The organism is Pseudofrankia inefficax (genome assembly GCF_000166135.1).
In the GTDB taxonomy this organism is placed as follows: Bacteria; Actinomycetota; Actinomycetes; order Frankiales; family Frankiaceae; genus Pseudofrankia; species Pseudofrankia inefficax.
Genome location: NC_014666.1, coordinates 4,004,150 through 4,021,029, shown reverse-complemented (window position 1 = coordinate 4,021,029; position 16,880 = coordinate 4,004,150). Strand labels below are relative to the sequence as shown.

Sequence of the window (16,880 nt, the reverse complement as noted above, 5' to 3'; positions counted from 1 at the left end):
TGGAGTAGTCGCGGTGGGGGTCAGGACCGCACGACGGTGGACGGCTCGGGCCGGACGCGTCCCGGCGGGCGCACGAGCGGCAGATCCAGGTGGGTGTGGATGCCCGGCGGGGCGGCGCAGACGGCCGGGATCGCGTTGACGGCGTTCATCGCGGTCCAGACACGGCCCCAGTAGCCCTCGTCTCCGTCTGGGTGTCTGCGGGACGGTTCGAGGGTGAGGGTGGTCGACGGCTCGCCTTCGATGCTGACCGTGTACTTGACGGTCCCGTAGCCCCAGTTCGGCTCCAGGTCGTCGGACATCTTCCAGAAGCTGCGAAAGACGATCACGGGCCGGCCGCCGGCCCGGGCGATCCACTCGTGACGCATGCCCCCGACGGTTCCGGCGGGAATCTCGCCCGACCGCACGGTCAGGTCGGTCTTCGCCACCGCGACGTCGAAGTCGGTCGTGTACTCGTCGACGGTGACTCCGAGGCCTTCGGCCAGCAGCGCCATCGACTCGCGGAAGATGTCCTCCATCGTGTGGATCAGGGGGCTGGGGTGCTCGCGCGCGTCGTCGGGGTCGCGGCCGAAGCCGAGGCCGTCGAAGGTCATCGCGGGCGAGGGATGGAGGGCGAGGTCGGCTACCTCCTGGACGGTGACCCGGTCGATGCGGGTGCACAGCCTCGCGACGGTCAGCGGCAGCAGGTCGCCCGAGAAGCCCGGATGAATGCCGGCGCCGAACAGGGAGCTACCGCCGTCATGGCAGGCCGCGGCGAGCCGTCCGACCGGCTCCTGGTTCGCGAGGCCGGCCGGGAACACCCAGCCCGTCGGCGTGACGATGCTCTTGCCCGACCGCAGGATCTGGCACATCTCGTCGACGTCGGCGTACAGCGGCGCGTAGTTCACGCAGTCCGCGTCCAGCGCGAGGACGTCGGCCACGGACCCGGTCGCGGCAACCCCGACGGGGTCGATACCCGCGAGCGTTCCCGCGTCGACGTCGACCTTCTCCGCGTTGGTGACATAGACGCCGACCAGCTCGTAACCAGGGGTGTCGACGAAGTGCCGGATCGCGATCCGGCCGATCGAGCCCGTCGCCCACTGGATGACCCGGTAAGAACGCCCAGGTAAGTCGGTCACCGTTGAGGCACTCATGTCAGCCACTGGCCTCCGTTGACGGCGAGGTGCTGGCCAGTGATGACGCTGGCCAGGTCGGACGCGAGGAAAAGAACCGCTCCGGCGCACTGGTCGGGCGACGGGACGACGCCCAGCGGCATCTCCGTCGCCTTCGTCTCCAGCCACTCCTCGACGCTGGTGCCCGCGGCCGCCGCCGCGCCGGCGCCGAGACGCTCGAGGTTCTCCCCCAGCACCGGGCCGAGGAAGACGCCGTTCACCCGGACGCCGGCGGCACCGACCTCCAGCGCGAGCGTCCGCGTCAGTGCCGCGAGCGCCGCCTTCGACGTCGAGTAGGCGCCCATCGTGGCCGGCGTTCGGACCGCGGCTCCCGAGTTGACCAGGATGACCGAGCCGCCGCCGCGCTCGCTCATCACGGGCACCGCGGCCTGCACCAGATGCAACGCGCCGAACAGGTTGACCTCGAAGATGCCCCGCCACACCTGCGGGTCGGCGGTGAGGACGGGCTGCCAGTCGCCTTCGTGATGGCCGTTCTGCACGAGGATGTCGACGCCGCCGAACCGGTCGACCGCCGCGTCGACCAGGCGCTGGCAGGCGCCCGCGTCGGTGATGTCCGTCGGCACGGCCACCGGCTCGCGGCCGAGGGCCCGGATCTCGTCGGCCACCGCCGCCAGCCGGTCCGCCCGCCGCGCCGCGAGCACGACGTCGACGCCGGCCCGGGCGAATCCCAGCGCGATGCTGCGCCCCATGCCCGGCCCGATCCCGGTCACCACCGCGACCTTCCCGGCCTGGAACAGGGCCGGGCCTTGCCCGCTCGCCAAGCCGGCGATACCGGTCATCTCGTCAGCGAGAATCCCGGCGTGCTGACGGTCCGGTTTCGTCATGGCTGCTCCGTAAGCTGCCAGGCGGCCCGGGAGGAGTCTCCGTCCAGGTGAGCATCCGCGCGGGCCGCGCCGTCGAGGCCGGGCTCCAGGTGCGCGACAAGCAGGTCGACCAGCGCCGCGCGCTCGCGGGAGGTGTCGAGCGGCTCGCGCGTGGCCAGCTGGGCGAAGACGAGCCCGCGCAGCGCCGCCCAGAGCAGGTGGCCGACGGCCCGGGCGTCGCCCCGGTGCCGCCGTTCGGCGATCAGTTCCTCGCCGAGGCGCGCCAGCTCTGCCGCGATCAGGGCGAAATGCTCGCTCGTCGCCGCGTCACGTTGGCTGCGGGTCGCGACGGCGATCTCCAGGCTCGCTCGCGACGCCGGTGTGCAGAACACGGCCCAGGCGGCTTCGACGAGTGCGCTGACCTGCTCGCGCGTGGAGCCCACCGACACCCCGACAGCGGCCATCCGCTGGCGAAGCTCGGCGAAGCTCGCCTCGACGACCGCGGTCAGCAGACCGTTACGGTCCCCGAAGTGGTACTGGATCACGCCCCAGGTGACGCCGGCGCGCTCGGCGATGTGCTGGGCACTGGCGGCGGCGAAGCCTTCCTCGACCACGCAGCGCACGGTCTCGTCCATGATCAGAGCCCGCGTCCGCTCGCCGCGTTCCTGTGCCCCGCTCGCGGGCCGGGTCGGCGGGATCGGCCCGAGGCGACGCGTGGTGCGCGGTGTCACGACATGAGGCCGTGAGCCTGGGCGACCGGAAGCTCGGACAGGTGCGTGAGCCCCGGAGACGCCGCGCACACCGCGGGGATCGCGTTCACGGCCTTGGCCGCCGTCGCGATGACACCCGCCTCGTTGTGATCGATGCGCCCGCCGCCGACGTGGGTGTTGATCTCGACACCCGGCACACCCTTGATCACGACCCGGTGCACGCCCGGCCGCCCCTCGGGCGGAAACGGCCATTCGGGCGCGGCCTGGGAGGTCAGCCGGTTCACGTGCTCCATGACGATCGCGGGGCGCCCGCGCACGAAGCCCTCGACGGCAAAACGGGCGGCCGCGACCTGGCCCGGCTCGACGGTCATCATCGCGCAGGTGATGGTCCGCGTGGCGGTCCAGGTCTCGTGCCGTTCGCGGAGCTCCTCAATCTGCACCCCGAGCTGGTCCGCCAGTAGCCGGACGGGACCGCCCCAGATCGACGCGAGCACGCCGGGCAGGAACAGGGTGGGCACGACGTCCGGCGGGGCGCCGAACCCGAAGCTCGCTCCGGTGAACTCGGCGTCCTCGTACGAGCCGTAGTCGAAGATCTCCTGCACCAGGATCTCGTCGGCCCGCTCGGTCAGGCTCAGCGCCGCGAGGGGCAAGAGGTCACCGGAGAAGCCGGGGTCGATGCCGTTCACGTACATGGTGCTGCCCCCGGCCGCGCAGGCCGCCTCGATCGGCTCGCGCAGCCAGGCATCGGCATGGGGCGGATAGACGAGCCAGACCAGAGACGTCGCCACGACATTGGTGCCCGCGGCGAGGAAGGCCGTGATGTCGGCGAGGGCGGCCTGCGGACGCGTCTCCGCCTGCGACGTGTAGACGACGCAGTCGGCCTTCAGTGCCAACAGCGCCTCGAGGTCGTTGGTCGCCACGATGCCGGTCGGGGTCTCGAGGCCGCTGAGCTCGGCCGCGTCCCGTCCTACCTTCTCGGGGCTGCTGGCGTGCACCCCCACCAGTTCCAGACCCGGCCGGTTGATGATCGAGCGCAGAGCATGACGCCCGACGTTCCCGGTCGCGAACTGAATGACCCGCAGTGACATACCAGCTCCAGAAAGTGCGTCCCGGGGACCTCCGCGTGCATATCCTAAACAGCTTTATGGTTTCGCTGTCCAGCGGTCGCCGGACGACGTCGGTAGACCGCCTGGAGCTGGATCACCGCGCGACGCGACGCCGACCGGGCCTGTCGGCCGCCGCGACGTCCGCCCCGCGCCCTCGCATGCTGATCTCAAACACACGGGTAGCCGGGGAGCGGCAGGCCGGCGTCGTGTTCGACGGGAACAGGTCGCGGGTGCCGCTGGTGAGCAGCGTGGGCGGGAAGCCCTGGGCGAGGTCACGCGCGGGTAGGTGCGCGGTCGGAAGGCTACTGACAGTGAGCCCGGCGGTCAGACGGCGGTGAAGGTGGTGGGCAGGGCGGCGAGGCCGCGAACCCACACGGCGGGCGTCCAGACGAGGTGGTGGGCCGGGATGGCCAGCGTGATGTCTGGGAGCCGGTCGAGGAGGACCTCCACAGCCGTTTCGGCGATGGCCTCGGCGAGTTCCTCGGCGGGCACGGGGCATCGATGCTCGCCGTGGCCGAACGCCAGGTGGGCTTGGTTGCCCGCGGAGCCGACACAGGCGTCGGGGCGGATCGTCGGGTCGACGTTGGCCGCGGCGACGCCGAGAACGAGCATGTCGCCGGCCTGGATACGCTGCCCGCCCAGCTGAGTGGACCGCACCGCCCAGCGGCCGGTGAAGTTCGCGACCGGCGGGTCCTCCCAGAGCACCTCGGCCATCGCCTGGCCGACGCTGCGCCGACCGCCGGCGAGGGTCGTCGCGAACCGGTCGTCGGAGAGCAGGAGCCGCAACGTGTTCCCGATCCAGTACGCGGTCGGCTGCTGACCGGCGCCGACCAGCACGAAGATGTCCTGGATCGCCTCCTCGTCCGACAGCGCCGCCGGATGCGCGACCAGCCGGGAGATGACATCGCGCCCGGGTGCCGCGCGCCGCTGCGCGACGAGTCGAGCCAGCAGCGCGCTGATCCGGCCGTGCGCGTCGAGCGCGTCCGGGCCCTGGTCGAGGATCCGCACGAGGTCGAGCACAACCGCTGCCGTCTCGTGCGCCGGGATGCCGAGGATCCCGGCGATCGCCCGCGCGGGCAGCACGTGGGCGTACTGGTACATCAGCTCAGCCTCGCCGGTGTCCGCGAACCGGTCGACCAGCTCGTCCGCGATCCGCGCGCATCGCGACCGCAGCTCGAAGAGGTCGACCTCGGTAAGCACGTCGTGAATGGCACCGGAGCGGCGGGCGTGCTCGGCGCCGCTCACCCACATCACCGAATCGGCCTTACCGACGGCTGGCAGCAGGGGCCACCCTGGTGGAACCAGGTCCCAGGCGTTCCAGCGAGCGGAGTCTCGGTCGAAGAGCTCGCCGCGGCTGGCGACGAAACGCGCCTCCCGGTACCCGAGCACGAGCCAGGCCGGAATGTCCCCCTCGAGCAGAACGGGTGCGACAACCCCGTGCTCGGCGCGCAGCTGCCGGTACAGCGCGGCGAGACTCTGGCTGACGCCAGGACCGTAGAGCCGAGGCGCGTCGGAATGCGCCGGATACCGTGCGGCAGGCACCCCGCGGCGGCGCGTCTCGCCGTACGGCACCGCCGGATGCTTGCTGGATAGGTAGGTCATCGCTATCCCGTCCCGTTGCGTCGACTCGCCAGCGGCGCACCCTCCCGCCATGACCGCCTGACCGCCATGACCCCCATGACCGCCATGCCCGCCATGACCGCCATGACAATAGTTTTCACTATGCGCCATATGTCACTCTAGTCTTGGCCCGCGGCTGGGCGATGACGGCGTCGGGCCAGCGGCTCACAGTGAGAATTGTTCATCTGTCACCCAGTCCTCCCAGGCCCAGGCAGGAAAGGGCGGCTGTGGTGAGCAGCGGGACGAGATCGGCACGCGGTAGTCCACTGTCGTAGGTGACGACCGACTGGATCGCGGCGATCGCGGCCTGAACGAGGGCGGCCGTCTCGGCGTCGTTCAGATCGGGGCGTAGCTCGCTGACCGTGGCGGCCCACTCCTCGTTGTAGTGGCGCTGGGCGCGACGGAGTCGGCGTCCATCCTCGGCGGGCAGCGTCGGGGCCTCCTGCCGGTAGAGGCGGACCATGTCCCTGTTGTCGATCGAGAAGTCGACCTGGGAGCGGACCAGCATCCGGATCGTGGTCGCGCTGTCGTGGCCCGCGTCGATGATCCGCGCGGCGTCGGCGAGCAAGGTGGCCAGGGTCTGATCGAGGAGAGCGGAAAGCACCTCGGCCTTGCCCGTGAAGTGCCGGTACACGCCGGAGCCGACGATCCCGGCTTCTCGGCCGATCTCCGCCATCGTGACCGCGTGGTAGCCACGGGCGGCGATCAGCTCGGTCGCCGCGGCGAGGATCTTCTCCCGGCGTTCCGGATCGCGCACCCGGCTGCCCGTCTGCTGCGTCACGGGGCGATCGCCCGTGATCCGGGCCGGGCGGTCTCCAGAAGGACCGCGGGGATGTCCATGAATCGGGAGCGTACGTACTCGCCGAGCCCTTTGGCCTGTGGGTCGACCCGGACACTGGACGCGACGCCGTCGCCCAGCAGGCCGACGACGACGAAGTTCAGTGCTCGAAGGTTCGCCAGCTCAAACCGATGGACAGGCAGGCCGTGCGCCTCAGGAAGCAGGGCGCGGAACGTCTCGACGGTGAGGGCTCCGGCCAGCCAGCGGTAGGACGCGTCGGTGCGCGCCCACAGACCGACGTTGGCGTTGCCGCCCTTGTCACCCGAGCGCGCACCGACAATCCGGCCCAGTGGCACCCGCATCGTCGCGCCGCCGCAGACCGCGGGGACGGCAGGCGCCGTAGGTTGGACGGCTTCGGCGTGGCCCGCGGAGGGACTGTGGGGAGCGGAGGGACTGTGGCCCGCGGAGGGACTGTGGGGAGCGGAGGGACTGTGGGGAATCGCCAGGGTGGTCGCGTCGTCGAGGACGACCGTCTGCGCGACGGCGTCGCGGGCGATGAGCGTGGGCCAGTAGACCCCGAAGGCGCTCGCGTCGCCGGGCGGTGTGGTGGTGTGGAAGCCGGCGTAGCCACCGAGGAAGAGGCTGTTGGCCGCGTCCGAGAATCGCCGGCCGGCCTTCGTGGCGTCCCGGTCCTTGACGGTGATCCGCAGGTGGGCGGTCGCCAACGCGTTCGACGCGGCATCCGGCTGATCGAAACGCAGGAGCTGGACGTCGACGGCGTCGAAGCCGCTCTCCCCTCCCAGGCCGTCGAACAGTTCCCGGCGCGCCCGGCTGGCCTTCTCTTCGATGTCGAGACCGGTGATGACCATGGTGACGGTGTTGCGATAACCGCCGAGGTAGTTCATCGCGACCTTGAGTTGGCCGGAGGGCGGCGTGCCCCGCGTCGCGGCGAGCCGCACCCTGTCGGAGCCCTCGTGGGTCAGGCGCGTCGTGTCGAAGTGCGCGGTGACGTCGGGGTTCGCGTAGGCGGGCGCCGCGATCTCGTAGAGCAGCTGCGCGGTGACCGTGCCGGCGGTCACCGCACCGCCGGTGCCGGGGTGCTTGGTGATGACGCTGCTGCCGTCGGCGGCGACCTCGGCGATGGGGAAGCCGGGATAGCCGCCGTCGGTCACCTCGTCGAGGAAGGGGTAGTTGCCGCCGCAGGCTTGCGGGCCGCACTCGATGACGTGCCCGGCGGCGACCGCGCCCGCGAGACGGTCCCAGTCGCCGCGCCGCCAGTCGTGCCACCAGGCGGCCGGGCCGAGTACGAGCGAGGCATCGGTGACCCTCGGGGCGATGACCACGTCCGCGCCACTGGACAGCGCGGCGGCGATGCCCCAGCCGCCGAGGTAGGCGTTCGCCGTGACCGGTTCAACGCCCGCGTCGGCGAGGCGGCGGCCGGTGTCCAGATGGGCGAACGGCTCGCCGGCGGCCTGCAGCGCGCCAATCCGGTCGATCAGGTTGTCGCCTGTGACGTAGGCGATGTTCGGGCGCAGGCCGAGGTCCGCGGCGACCGCGCGGACCTTCGCGGCGAGGCCGGCCGGGTCGAGCCCGCCGGCGTTGGCGACGATCCTGATGCCACGGTCCAGGCAGTTCCCGAGGACGTCCTCGACCTGGGCGAGAAAGGTGCGAGCGTAGCCGACCCCCCCGGGCCGGCCCCTGGTCTTCCAGAGGATGAGCATCGTCAGCTCGGCGAGGTAGTCGCCGGTGAGTACGTCGATCGGGCCGCCGTCGACCATGAGGCGGGCCGCGTCGAGCCGGTCACCGTAGAAGCCTGAGCAGTTGGCGATCCGTACCGGCCGGCGCGTGCCGTCAGGTTGGTCCGCCGCGGGTCTCGTCATCGCGGCTGCTCCGGTGTCTGGCTGATCGGCGCGCGGCCGGCCGCTGGCGGGCCGGCGAAGATCTGGGCGACCTCCAGGAACGTCGCCGCCTCCGTGCCGGTGGTTGTCAGGGCCAGCGCCGAGCGGTGGCGGCGCTGCGTGACCAGCAGGCAGAAATCGCGCGCCGGGCCGCGCACGACATTCGCGGCGTCCGGCGGGCCCCACGCCCACAGGCCACCGTCGGGTGCTGACAGCTCGACGCGGAACGGCGCCGTCGGCGCGGGCCGGCCGTGCACGGCGAAGCTCCAGGCGATCGTCGCGACGCCGAGCCGGGCGATGTGGCGTAGCCGCCTCGTCGGTATTCGGGAGGCGCCGAGCGCGTCGGCGACGTCCTGTCCGTGCGCCCAGGTCTCCATCAGCCGTGCGGTCAGCGAGCTCGCGGCGCTCATCGGCGGGCCGAACCACGGCAGCTTCGTCCCGTCGGGCACCGCGACCAGCGCGGCCAGCAGTTCCCGGCGTGCCTGGAGGAACCAACCGAACACCTCCGCGCCGGTTCGGTCACGGAAGCGCGCGGCGACGACGTCGGCGAAGTCGTCGCCGAGCGAGACGAGGGCCTGTCTTTCGACCGCGAACCCCTCGGCGTCAGTGGCGGCGAGCGTCGCGACCTCGTCCCAGAAGGCGAGGTGAGCGATCTGGTCGAGGATGTCCCATCCCTTCGCGGGGGTGGGGGTACGCCAGCCGTTCTCGTCCAGCGGGCGCAGCAGGGTGGCGAGGTCGGCGGCCTCAGCGGCCACGTCCGCGACGAGCACCGCGGCATCGACCGCCATCAGGCGACCGCGACCGGGTTCGCCGCCGCGACCGACGCCGTCGACGCAGGGTCGCTCGGCGTGATCACGGCGAGCACGGTCCCGCCGTCGACGGTGTCGCCCGCGGCGAAGTACAGCTCGGCGACGACGCCGTCGTAGGGCGCGTTGATCGTGTGTTCCATCTTCATCGCCTCCAGGATGATCACGACGTCTCCCTTCGCGACGGCGCCGTGGGCGCCGACACCGAGCCGGACGACCGTGCCCGGCATCGGCGCGACGAGTGACCCCGGCGGGGTGGCGGACCCGGGTTCGACGAACCGCGGCACCTCGCGCGCGGCCGTCGATCCTCCCCTGCCGTCCAGATAGACGGTGGGGCCCGCGGCCGGCGCCGCGACCCGCGTGATCCGCACCCGAGAACGGACGCCCTGGACGGTCAGGTCGGCGAGGTCGGCGGCGACGTGGTGGAGCTCGACGTCGAGCGGTCGTCCGGCGACAGTCGCCTCCACCCCGCTGCCGCGATGACGGTAGGTCACCTCGACGGTGTCGCCCGCGGTCTCGTACTCGACGCACTGCGGCCCGGACGCGACGTTGCGCCAGCCGGACGGCGCTCCCGGGAGGATCGCCGTGGACCGGCGGTCGGCCGCGGCGGCGAGGGCGGCGGCGACCAGGTGGGCGGCGCGCATCTCCTCATCCGCGACCGGCGAGCCCATCGCGACCGGGTCGTGTCGATCGAGGTAGCCGGTGTCGATCGCGCCCGCGCGGAACTCGGCCTCCCGCAGGATCGCGACCAACAACGCCCGGTTCGTCCTCACGCCGTGGGCCCGGGTGGCGTCCAGGGCCGCGGCCAGCCTGCGGATCGCCTGCTCACGGGTGGCACCGTGGGCGATCACCTTGGCCAGCATCGGGTCGTAGTGCACCCCGACGACCGAGCCCGCGGCGACGCCCGAATCAACCCGGATTCCCGGCGTCTCCGGCACCTCGAACCGGTGCAGCGTGCCGGTCGACGGCAGGAAGCCCGCGGGCACGTCCTCCGCGTACAGCCGGGCCTCGATCGCATGGCCGTTGATCTTCGCGGTGTGGACCTCGGGAGGCAGCGGATGGCCCTCGGCGACCAGGAGCTGCAGCGCGACCAGATCCAGGCCTGTGATCTCCTCGGTGACCGGGTGCTCCACCTGCAGGCGTGTGTTGACCTCGAGGAAGAAGAACCGCCCGGACTGGTCGAGGACGAACTCGACGGTGCCGGCGCCGACATAGCCGATCGCCGCCGCCGCCGCGACCGCCGCCGCGCCCAGCCGCCCGCGCAGCTGGGCGTCGACCGCGACCGAGGGGGCTTCCTCGATGATCTTCTGAAAGCGCCGTTGGATCGAGCATTCTCGCTCGAACAGGTGCACCACGCTGCCGTGGGTGTCGGCCAGGACCTGTACCTCGATGTGCCGGGGCCGCTCGACGTAGTGCTCCAGGAAGACCGCGCCGTCTCCGAACGCGCTGGCCGCCTCACGCCGGGCGCCCGTGACGGCCTCGGCCAGTTCCGGCCCGGTGCGCACGATCCGCATGCCGCGACCACCACCGCCGTAGACGGCCTTGACCAGCAGCGGGAACTCCAGGTCCGCCGCCGCGCGGACGAGTGCGTCCGCGTCCGCGGCGAGCGCCTCGTCCACGACCAGCCCTGGCAGTACGGGAACCCCGGCCGCCGCCATCAGGTCCTTCGCTCGCGTCTTCGAGCCCATCGACTCGATGGCGGACGGTGACGGCCCGACGAACGTGACGCCGGCCTGGGCGCACGCGCGGGCGAAGCCGGCGTTCTCCGACAGAAAGCCGTAGCCGGGGTGGATGGCGTCGGCTCCGACGCGCCTCGCCGCGGCGAGGATGAGGTCGGCGCGCAGGTAGGTCTCGCCCGGGGTGGCCCCCGGCAGCCGGATCGCCTCGTCGGCCGCGGCGACGAACGGCGCGTCGGCGTCAGGGTCGGAGAACACCGCGACGGTGGCGATGTCGAGCTCACGCGCGGAGCGGATCACCCTGGCGGCGATCTCTCCCCGGTTCGCGACGAGCAGCTTGGTAATCGTCTTCACGGCGTCCCTACATCCTGAAGACGCCGTAGCCACGGCGTCCCTCGATCGGCGCCGAATGCGCGGCTGACAGCGCGATACCGAGCACGGTGCGGGTGTCGCGGGGGTCGAGCACGCCGTCGTCATAGAGCTTTCCGCTGATGAAGAAGGAATGCGACTCCGCGGCGATCTGCCGTTCGATCGTGTCCCGCCTCGCGTCGTCCTCGTCCTGGTCGAACGGTCGGCCCGACGCGGCTGCCGCCGCCTTCCCGACGATGGACAGCACGCCGGCGAGCTGGGCCGCGCCCATCACGGCGAGCTTCGCGTTGACCCAGGCGAACATGAAGCGCGGGTCATAGGCGCGCCCGGACATGCCATAGTTCCCGGCGCCGAAAGACGCGGCCATGTTGATCGTGACATGGGGCACCGAGCTGTTCGTGACGGCATTGATCAGCTTGGCGCCGTCCTTGATGATGCCGCCCTGCTCGTAGGCAGCGCCGACCATGAATCCGGTCGTGTTCTGCAGGAAGATCAGCGGCGTGTCGGTCTGGTTGGCGAGCTGGATGAACTCGGCGCCCTTCTTCGACTCCTCGGAGAACAGGATGCCGTTCGCGTTCGCGAGCACGCCGACCGGGAAACCGTGTACCGACGCCCAGCCCGTCACCAGGCTCCGGCCGTAGTCCGGCTTGTACTCACCGAACCGGGAGCCGTCGACGACCCGCGCGAGCACCTCGCGCGGGTCGAACGGCGTCCGGAAGTCGGCCGGGGCGATGCCGAGCAGCTCGTCGGGGTCGTACCGCGGCGGGTCGGCGGCCAGAGTCGGCCCCGGGCCGAGCTTGCGCCAGTTGAGCTCCGAGAGGATGCGCCGACCGATCCGGATCGCGTCCCGCTCGTCGGTGGCGAAGTAGTCCGCGAGCCCGGAAACCCGGGCGTGCATCGCGGCGCCGCCGAGATCCTCGTCGTCGGACTCCTCGCCGGTAGCCATCTTCACCAGCGGCGGGCCGCCCAGAAACACCTTGGCGTGCTGGTCGACGAGCACGGCGTAATCGCACATGCCGGGGACGTAGGCACCGCCCGCCGTGGAGTTCCCGAAGACCAGCGCGATCGTCGGAATTCCCAGCGACGACAGCTCGGTCAGGTCGTGGAAGATCTTGCCGGCCTGGACGAACAGGTCCGACTGGTTCGGCAGATCGGCGCCACCAGACTCGACCAGGTTCACCACGGGCAGCCGGTTGCGCTTGGCGATGTCGAGCGCCCGCAGGGTCTTGCGCAGCGAGAACGGGTTCATCGCGCCGCCGCGGACCGTCGGGTCATGCGCGATGATCACCGCCTCCACGCCGGCGACGACGCCGATCCCCGTCACAACACTCGCGCCGACCGCGAACTCGCTCCCCCATGCCGCGAGCGGCGAAAGCTCCAGCAGTGGCGAGTCCCGGTCGACGAGCAGCTCGATCCGTTCCCGGACCAGCAGCCGACCACGTCCGCGGTGGCGTTCCCGGTAGCGGAGGCCGCCGCCGTCGCGGGCCTTGTCCAGCTCCCCCTCCAACTCGGCGAGGATCGCCAGCTGGGCCACCCGATTCGCCCGGTACTGCCCGGCGTTCGTGTCCAGCCGGGACCGCAGCACAGTCCCCTCGGCCACCCGCGCACGCGCGGTCCCCGTGACCGGCCCGGCGAGGTTGCTCATCGCTGCCTGCTCCCTTCTCGGTCGTCTCGTCGTTCGTCCGGGGCCTCGCAGCGCCGTCCCGCGGGTCTGCGCCCCACGCCGGCTCCACACGTGACCCTAGTGACCCTTCGATCACTATCTCGCCGCCACTGGGCGCCCTGGCTGGAGAACCGAGGGGTCAGATGGTCCACTTCCGGCATGTAAGTGAATGTAGAGTCACTAGCGTGGACTCGCAAGCGAGCGGAGGACAGCGGCGTCACGCACGCCTGGCCACCAGGGAACGGATCATTGCACCACTACATAGCGACTGCTACCCTGCGGCGCCAGGGTCTGGTTCGACGCGGCCAACGACGCGGGAGGCATCAACGGCCGAAAGATCGTCCTGTGGCAGCAGCTCGGGCCCGTCACCGGTCTGCCGCCGCGCCGCCGCGGACACCTCTCCGTAATTCCCCGACTTCACGAAAGGTGGGCGCATGGGCTCACTCGACGGCAAGATCGCCCTCGTAACCGGCGCCGGACAGAGTATCGGCCGGGGAATCGCGCTCGCGCTGGCGACCGAAGGCGCGGCCGTCACCATCGCCGAGTTGGACGCGGGCAACGCGAAGAAGGTCGCCGCCGAGGTCGAGGAACGCGGCGCCTCGGCACTCGCCTACCCCTGTGACATCCGGGACAATGCGCAGGTCGCAGCCTGCGTCGCCGCGACCGTGAAGCGGTTCGGTGGTCTGAACATCCTGGTCAACAACGCGATGGCGAGCGTCGTCGGAATACCCCTGGAGGAGACGACCGACGCGGCGTTCGCGCTCTCGTTCGCGACCGGCCCGGCCGCGACGTTCGCGTTCATGCGGGCCGCCTTCCCTCACCTCCAGGGCGACGGGCGAATCGTCAACCTGCGGTCCGGTTCAGAGCTGTCCGGACTACCCGGCTACTCGGCCTACGTCGCGGCTAAGGCCGCCGTGGGTGGACTGACGAAGGTCGCCGCCCGCGAGTGGGGTGCACACGGCATCACCGTCAACGCGGTCGCGCCGTTCGCGCCCGGTCCGACGACGCAGGCCAAGTTCGAGGAGCACCCGGAGATGCTCGACGGAATCCTGCGCTCATTGTCGATCAAGAGAACCGGCGACGCGGAGCAGGATATCGGCCGCGCGGTCGCGTTCCTCGTCTCCCCGGCCGCCAGCTACATCACCGGCTGCACCCTGATGGTCGACGGCGGCGGAAGCTTCCTCTGACCGAGCACGTCGCCTTAAGGAGCACGCGATGGCACAACTCGACGGACTGCACGCCTTGGTCATCGGCGGCGGCAGCGGCCTCGGCCTGGCGAGCGCGACACTGCTCGCCCGCGACGGCGCCCGCGTCACGATCGCCGGGCGTACCCAGGCCAAACTGGACGCGGCGGCTGCGCGACTCAAGGACGGCGAGGGTCTGGTCCTCCACACGGCCCGGTGCGACACCCTCGTGGCCGACGACGTGAAGCGGGCCGTCGAGGTCGCCGCCGACGGTGAGCGGCTCGACATCGGGGTGACGGTGCCGGGCGGTGGCACCTTCGCCCCGATCCTGGAACGCGACCCGGACGACTTCACCCGCGAGGTCGAGATGAACCTCCGCCCAGTCTTTCTACTGATCAAGTACGGCGGCCTCGCGATGACGGACGGCGGCTCCATCGTTGCGATCTCCTCCACCGCCGCGGTCTTCTCCACCCGCTACCTGGCCAGCTACGCCGCGGGAAAGGCAGGAGTCGACCACCTCGTCCGCGTAGCGGCCGACGAACTCGGCGAGCGCGGCATTCGAGTCAACGCCGTCCGCCCCGGAATGACCCAGACCGACAGCACCAGCGGCATGCTCAGCAACAAGACCGTGCGCGCCGCCTTCCTCGCCGGTCAGCCCATCCCCCGACACGGCAAGGCGATGGACACCGCCGCCGCCGTCCGGTTCCTGGCCGGCCCCGAATCAAGCTGGGTCACCGGCCAGCACCTCTCGGTCGACGGCGGCCACACCCTGCGCAGCTTCCCGGACATGCTCACCCTGTTCGCCGCTCCGCAGAGCTGACCAGGCGGAGACCGACCGGACGCGGTCGACACCTGACGCGGCACTCTGGCGTGCGGCGCGGAACCGTCTCCGGTTCCGCCGACCCCGTAGAAGGCGAGAAACCGCTCGATGTCCCTTGTGGAATACGAATGTGATGCTCGCGGCGTGGCCACCATGACGCTCAAGGATCCCGCCACGCGTAACGCCCTGAGTAGTTCCCTGCTCGACGAACTGATCGACCGGCTCGAACAGGCCCAAATGGATGATTCTGTGCGAGTGGTCGTACTGGCGTCAGCCGATGATCGGATATTTTCGAGCGGCGGAGATCTCAAAGCGTTCACCGACGACACTCCGCTCCTGGAGCGGTACGCCGGTCTGAACCGATTTCCCCGAGTTTTTCGCCTGCTGGGACAGCTTGGACGACCAGTCATCTGCGCGGCCGGCGGGGACGTCCTCGCCGGGGCGTTCGGTCTCGCACTCGCCTGCGACCTGATCATCGCCCGCGCCGGGGCGCGGTTTGGCTGCCCTGAGATCAACGTCGGGATGTTCCCCTTCATGATCTCCGCGCTCATCTACCGAAGCATGCCGCGGGCCAAGGCGAACGAGCTCATGATGACCGGCCGACTGATCACCGCGGAGGAGGCCGAACGACTCCACGTCGTCAACGCGGTGGTGCCCGCCGACGGGTTCGCCGCCGAGGTGGACCTGTGGGCAGGCCTGATCGCATCCCGTTCACCCGTGCTGATGCGCATGGGCAAGGATGCGGTGGACACGACCCGCGACCAGCCACTCGACGCCGCCCTGGGCTACCTGCAGACCCAGCTCGCCCTCGCCTTCTCCACAGCGGACCTTCAGGAGGGCGTGGCCGCGTTCCGCGCGAGGCGGGAGCCGCGCTGGTCCGGCCGCTAGCCGCCGGTGCGCAGGCGCCCCGAGCGGGCCGGTTCGGGCGGCCGGTGGACGGTCTGCGCTGGTCAACGGCGCTGGCGCAGGGCGGTCAGGCGGTCGCGTAGCGCGGGCTCATCGGCCGGCGACGCGGCGATCTCCACGAGCTTCGTGCGGCTCGTGGCGCCGTGTACGAGGGACACATCGGCACGGCGCAGGCCGAGCGCGTCGGCGAGCGCCCGCAGTGCCGCCTCGGTCGCCTTCCCGTCGACCGCCCGCGCGCAGACACGCACCACCAGGCTCGGCTCGCCGTCCGGGCCGCCCAGCTCGCCGCCGACGGCGGTCCCGCTGGCCCCTGGTCGCACTCTTATCGTCACCCGCACGCATCCCATCCTCGACGGTGCAGCCCCCGGCCGGGCAGGCGCCGCCGCCGGGCCAGGACGTCGATGAGTTTCGTGGGATCGAAGCGTCTAAGCGATTGTGAGTGTCCGCAAGACGGGCTGGACAGTAGGAGGATCAGGCCATGAACGCGACGGCACGCCGGATGTTCGAGCTGGTCGAGCCGATCGGTGTCATCCCCTACGCGGCCGACGAACCCAACGAGGCGATGTTCGCCCTGGGGTTCACCAACTACTGGGACACCTACTTCGCCGGACGGGCAGCGCCCCTGGGCCTCGTCCCGGCGCAGGTGGTCGACGCGCTCTTCTACAACTTCGCTCCCGGCGAGGTCGCCCGCCACATCCCGCAGGTGTGGGACACAACCACGCCCGAAGCCGCGATCGCCGCCCGTCAGAGGGGCTGTGTGAGGGCGTTGCGGCGGATCCTCGCCGACCACGTCGACTCGCCCGCCTTCGCACGGGCCACCGAACTGCTGCTCAGGGCCGCGACCAGCGCACCGGTCGAGGGCCGGCCCATGTACGCCGCGCTACGCGCGATCCCGATCCCCGCTGACACGGTGGCTCGCCTCTTCCACGCCGCTTCCATGCTGCGCGAGCACCGCGGCGACGGGCACATCGCCGCCCTCATGATCGAAGGGGTCGGCGGCCTGGAGGCCCACGTCCTGCACGCCCTCGACGTGGGCATGCCCGCGCAGAAGTTCGGACGGATCCACCACCTCCCCCCAGCGCAGCTCACCGCCGTGATCGACGGAATGCGCGACCGCGACCTGATCGCAGCCGACGGTTGGCTCAGCGACACGGGCCGCGCCATCAAACAGCGGGTCGAGGCGCTCACCGATGACCTCGCCGCGAAGCCGTACGAGAGCCTCCAGCCCGACGAACTCGACGAGCTCGTGACCACCCTCGAACCACTCGCCAAACTGCTACTCGCCGACCAGGACTGGTAGACGGCGGCATACTCGCTGCGTTCCCCGCCCAGCCCCGCCAGCGGCCGGGCACCCTCGATACGGATGCCCATG

The 16,880-nt window shown here is 71.0% G+C and carries 15 protein-coding genes; 4 read left to right on the top strand and 11 right to left on the bottom strand.

The features are described 5' to 3' along the window. Window positions 1-20: 20 nt before the first annotated feature. The 10 genes from FRAEUI1C_RS16320 to FRAEUI1C_RS16275 all read right to left on the bottom strand — a co-directional run bounded on the left by FRAEUI1C_RS16320 (window position 21) and on the right by FRAEUI1C_RS16275 (window position 12,580). Window positions 21-1,115: an NAD(P)H-dependent amine dehydrogenase family protein gene (locus tag FRAEUI1C_RS16320; protein WP_232425449.1), complete on the bottom strand. Its 1,095-nt coding sequence runs from the start codon at window positions 1,113-1,115 to the stop codon at window positions 21-23. A gap of 11 nt (window positions 1,116-1,126) precedes the next feature. Continuing rightward, entirely contained in the window at window positions 1,127-1,993 is an 867-nt protein-coding gene (locus tag FRAEUI1C_RS16315; protein ID WP_013424412.1) for an SDR family oxidoreductase, read from the bottom strand. Then, entirely contained in the window at window positions 1,990-2,703 is a 714-nt protein-coding gene (locus FRAEUI1C_RS16310) for a TetR/AcrR family transcriptional regulator (protein WP_013424411.1), read from the bottom strand. The genes FRAEUI1C_RS16315 and FRAEUI1C_RS16310 overlap by 4 nt, the downstream gene beginning before the upstream one ends. Then, entirely contained in the window at window positions 2,700-3,770 is a 1,071-nt protein-coding gene (locus tag FRAEUI1C_RS16305; RefSeq protein ID WP_013424410.1) for an NAD(P)H-dependent amine dehydrogenase family protein, read from the bottom strand. Before FRAEUI1C_RS16305 ends, FRAEUI1C_RS16310 begins: the two co-directional genes overlap by 4 nt. 342 nt (window positions 3,771-4,112) lie before the next feature. Next, on the bottom strand, window positions 4,113-5,390 hold the full coding sequence (locus tag FRAEUI1C_RS16300) for a cytochrome P450 (protein WP_157734956.1): 1,278 nt from the start codon (window positions 5,388-5,390) through the stop codon (window positions 4,113-4,115). Window positions 5,391-5,589: 199 nt separating this feature from the next. Further along, window positions 5,590-6,189, bottom strand: a complete 600-nt coding sequence (locus FRAEUI1C_RS16295; RefSeq protein ID WP_013424408.1) for a TetR/AcrR family transcriptional regulator — start codon at window positions 6,187-6,189, stop codon at window positions 5,590-5,592. Next, entirely contained in the window at window positions 6,186-8,066 is a 1,881-nt protein-coding gene (locus tag FRAEUI1C_RS16290; protein ID WP_013424407.1) for an acyclic terpene utilization AtuA family protein, read from the bottom strand. The genes FRAEUI1C_RS16295 and FRAEUI1C_RS16290 overlap by 4 nt, the downstream gene beginning before the upstream one ends. Beyond that, window positions 8,063-8,872, bottom strand: coding sequence for a TIGR03084 family metal-binding protein (locus tag FRAEUI1C_RS16285; RefSeq protein ID WP_013424406.1), 810 nt, complete (start codon window positions 8,870-8,872; stop codon window positions 8,063-8,065). The genes FRAEUI1C_RS16290 and FRAEUI1C_RS16285 overlap by 4 nt, the downstream gene beginning before the upstream one ends. Next, complete coding sequence (locus FRAEUI1C_RS16280; RefSeq protein WP_013424405.1) at window positions 8,872-10,920, bottom strand: ATP-binding protein; 2,049 nt, start codon at window positions 10,918-10,920, stop codon at window positions 8,872-8,874. The genes FRAEUI1C_RS16285 and FRAEUI1C_RS16280 overlap by 1 nt, the downstream gene beginning before the upstream one ends. 7 nt (window positions 10,921-10,927) lie before the next feature. Next, a complete protein-coding gene (locus FRAEUI1C_RS16275) occupies window positions 10,928-12,580 on the bottom strand; it encodes an acyl-CoA carboxylase subunit beta (protein WP_013424404.1) in 1,653 nt (550 codons plus the stop codon). Window positions 12,581-13,032: 452 nt separating this feature from the next. On the opposite strand from FRAEUI1C_RS16275, the gene FRAEUI1C_RS16270 reads away from it, so the two are divergent. The 3 genes from FRAEUI1C_RS16270 (at window position 13,033) to FRAEUI1C_RS16260 (ending at window position 15,490) form a co-directional block, all read left to right on the top strand. Beyond that, window positions 13,033-13,785, top strand: a complete 753-nt coding sequence (locus FRAEUI1C_RS16270; protein WP_013424403.1) for an SDR family NAD(P)-dependent oxidoreductase — start codon at window positions 13,033-13,035, stop codon at window positions 13,783-13,785. Between the two features lie 28 nt (window positions 13,786-13,813). Then, window positions 13,814-14,602 (top strand): SDR family NAD(P)-dependent oxidoreductase, encoded by a 789-nt coding sequence (locus FRAEUI1C_RS16265; RefSeq protein WP_013424402.1) that lies wholly within the window; start codon window positions 13,814-13,816, stop codon window positions 14,600-14,602. Window positions 14,603-14,746: 144 nt separating this feature from the next. Continuing rightward, entirely contained in the window at window positions 14,747-15,490 is a 744-nt protein-coding gene (locus FRAEUI1C_RS16260; protein ID WP_269724404.1) for an enoyl-CoA hydratase/isomerase family protein, read from the top strand. A 62-nt stretch (window positions 15,491-15,552) separates the two neighbouring features. On the opposite strand, the gene FRAEUI1C_RS16255 is transcribed toward FRAEUI1C_RS16260, so the two are convergent. Beyond that, the gene (locus tag FRAEUI1C_RS16255) at window positions 15,553-15,846 is read right to left on the bottom strand and encodes a DUF167 domain-containing protein (RefSeq protein WP_013424400.1); all 294 of its coding nucleotides are present in this window, start codon (window positions 15,844-15,846) and stop codon (window positions 15,553-15,555) included. 140 nt (window positions 15,847-15,986) lie between these two features. On the opposite strand from FRAEUI1C_RS16255, the gene FRAEUI1C_RS16250 reads away from it, so the two are divergent. Then, window positions 15,987-16,808: an SCO6745 family protein gene (locus FRAEUI1C_RS16250; protein WP_013424399.1), complete on the top strand. Its 822-nt coding sequence runs from the start codon at window positions 15,987-15,989 to the stop codon at window positions 16,806-16,808. Window positions 16,809-16,880: the final 72 nt, after the last annotated feature.

Excerpts from the sequence above, each read along its gene's own strand:
- FRAEUI1C_RS16315 (WP_013424412.1), bottom strand. The coding sequence starts at position 1,993 with ATGACGAAACCGGACCGTCAGCACGCCGGGATTCTCGCTGACGAGATG.
- FRAEUI1C_RS16305 (WP_013424410.1), bottom strand. The coding sequence starts at position 3,770 with ATGTCACTGCGGGTCATTCAGTTCGCGACCGGGAACGTCGGGCGTCAT.
- FRAEUI1C_RS16300 (WP_157734956.1), bottom strand. The coding sequence starts at position 5,390 with ATGACCTACCTATCCAGCAAGCATCCGGCGGTGCCGTACGGCGAGACG.
- FRAEUI1C_RS16290 (WP_013424407.1), bottom strand. The coding sequence starts at position 8,066 with ATGACGAGACCCGCGGCGGACCAACCTGACGGCACGCGCCGGCCGGTA.
- FRAEUI1C_RS16285 (WP_013424406.1), bottom strand. The coding sequence starts at position 8,872 with ATGGCGGTCGATGCCGCGGTGCTCGTCGCGGACGTGGCCGCTGAGGCC.
- FRAEUI1C_RS16275 (WP_013424404.1), bottom strand. The coding sequence starts at position 12,580 with ATGAGCAACCTCGCCGGGCCGGTCACGGGGACCGCGCGTGCGCGGGTG.
- FRAEUI1C_RS16270 (WP_013424403.1), top strand. The coding sequence starts at position 13,033 with ATGGGCTCACTCGACGGCAAGATCGCCCTCGTAACCGGCGCCGGACAG.
- FRAEUI1C_RS16265 (WP_013424402.1), top strand. The coding sequence starts at position 13,814 with ATGGCACAACTCGACGGACTGCACGCCTTGGTCATCGGCGGCGGCAGC.
- FRAEUI1C_RS16250 (WP_013424399.1), top strand. The coding sequence starts at position 15,987 with ATGAACGCGACGGCACGCCGGATGTTCGAGCTGGTCGAGCCGATCGGT.